The 2,161-nt window shown below is 68.6% G+C and carries 2 protein-coding genes; both read right to left on the bottom strand.

Translation table 11 applies throughout. The features are described 5' to 3' along the window. Positions 1-228, bottom strand: a 228-nt coding sequence (locus I0Q12_RS14660) for an antitoxin (protein WP_197252604.1), incomplete at its 3' end; no start/stop codon positions are given. 59 nt (positions 229-287) lie between these two features. Beyond that, positions 288-2,161, bottom strand: a 1,874-nt coding sequence (locus I0Q12_RS14655) for an HAD-IC family P-type ATPase (protein ID WP_197252603.1), incomplete at its 5' end; no start/stop codon positions are given.

Raw genomic sequence — 2,161 nt, 5'->3', positions numbered from 1 at the left:
AGGCGGCGCACCCGGCGGCGGTGTGCCCGCGTCCTGGCCACCGGTGGCACCGAGATGCTTCTTCGCCGCGTCCTGCGCCTTGTCGACATGCTGGGCGTACTTGCCGCCGGTCTTCTCGTCCACCTGATCGCCGGCCTTGTCGATGGCCGAACCGACCTTGTCGGGATTCTCGGCGGCGTAGTCCTTGCCCTTGCCGACCAAGCCTTTCAACGTATCCATGAAGCCCATCTGCTGTTCCTTCCGTCGAAGCGGAACGGTTCTTGCCGAGGGTGTTCGCAATACGCCGGTCAGTGTACGCCCGGGAGCAGATCGTCCGGGGCGGCGAACAGGCGGCGGTGCTCGCCGTGCAGACGCCCGGTGACCCACCACGAGACCTCCACCAGGAACACACCGACGGCGCCGCACACGAACGCGATCGTCGTGTATCCGAGGTCCGAGGGGTCCAGCGCGAAGAACTCGCGGCAGAACGGCACCGTGAACAGGATCACGTAGCCGAGCACCGATCCGATCAACAGCACGATCTTCCAAAGCTGATACGGCCGGGCGACGACCGCGAGCACCCACAGCGCGATCATGATCAGGGTGATCAGCGCGGACGTACCGGCCTGGATCTTCTGCTGCTCGGTCTGCTCCGGTCCCCCGTACACGAGCACGTAGCAGACGAACGTCGCGACACCGATGATCACGCCCGACGGAATCGCCAGCCGCATCACGCGGGGCACGAACCCGGACCGGGCACGCTCGTTGTTCGGGGCCAGCGACAGCAGGAACGCCGGGATGCCGATGGTGAACCAGGCGGCGATCGTCACGTGCCGCGGCAGGAACGGATAGGGCAGCGGATCGAAGTCGAACAGCTGCGACAGCACCCCGGAGACCCCGACGAAGAACGCCAGCAGCACCGAGTACACCGTCTTGGTGAGGAACAGGTTGGAAACCCGTTCGATGTTGCCGATGACGCGGCGGCCCTCCCCCACCACGTGCGGCAGGGTCGCGAACTTGTTGTCCAGCAGCACGATCTGCGCGACCGCGCGGGTTGCGGGGCTGCCCGAGCCCATCGCGACTCCGATGTCGGCGTCCTTGAGGGCCAGCACGTCGTTCACGCCGTCGCCGGTCATCGCGACGGTGTGCCCACGCGACTGCAACGCCCCGACCATCGCGCGCTTCTGATCGGGCCGCACCCGGCCGAACGTGGTCGCGGACGCGACGGTCTCGGCGAGCTCGTCGGGGTCCTCGGGGAGGGTGCGCGCGTCGACCGGCCGATCCCCGTTCGAAAGACCCAGCGACGACGCGACCGCGCCGACCGACACCGCGTTGTCACCGGAGATGATCTTGACGTCGACCTTCTGCCCGGCGAAGTACTCGAGGGTGTCCCTCGCGTCGGGCCGCACCCGCTGCTCGAGCACGACCAGCGCACGAGGGGTGACGGTGCCCGGCGCGGCCTCGTCCTCGACGGGACGGTCGCTCTCGGCGAACAGCAGCACCCGCAGCCCCTGCGCGCCGATCTCCTCGGCCTTGCGGGCGGCGTCGGATGCCGGATCGAGCAGCACGTCGGGGGCGCCGAGCAGCCAGTTGCCGTGGGCACCGTAGGACTGGCCGCTCCACTTCTTCGCCGACGAGAACGGGGCGGTCGCGGTCGCCGCACCCCAACCCGGATCGTCGGGCAGGGCCTCCGCGATCGCGGCGACGCTCGCGTTCGGGCGCGGATCGTCGCCGGCCATCGCCGCGAGCGCGGCGCGGACCGTGTTCTCGTCCGCGCCGTCGATCGGCACGATCTCGGCCAGCCGCATCCCGTTCTCGGTGAGGGTTCCGGTCTTGTCCGCGCACACCACGTCGACGCGGGCCAGGCCCTCGATGGCCGGCAGTTCCTGCACGAGACACTGGCGCTGCCCGAGCCGGACCACCCCGACCGCGAACGCGATCGACGTCATCAGCACGAGGCCTTCGGGAACCATCGGCACGAGCGCGGCCACCATGCCGCTCAGCGCGGGACCGAGCGACTCGCCGCTCGAGAACAGCTGGTTGTAGATGATGAGCAGACCCGCCGGGATCATCAGGTAGGTGATGAACTTCAGGATCTTGTTGATGCCGGCCATCAGTTCCGAGTGCACCAACGTGAACTTGCTGGCCTCCTCGGCCAGCCGCGCCGCGTAGGCATCGCGAC

It is taken from the genome of Rhodococcus sp. CX (assembly GCF_015865005.1).
Classification (GTDB): domain Bacteria; phylum Actinomycetota; class Actinomycetes; order Mycobacteriales; family Mycobacteriaceae; genus Rhodococcus.
This window is presented reverse-complemented; position numbering and strand designations above follow the sequence as displayed.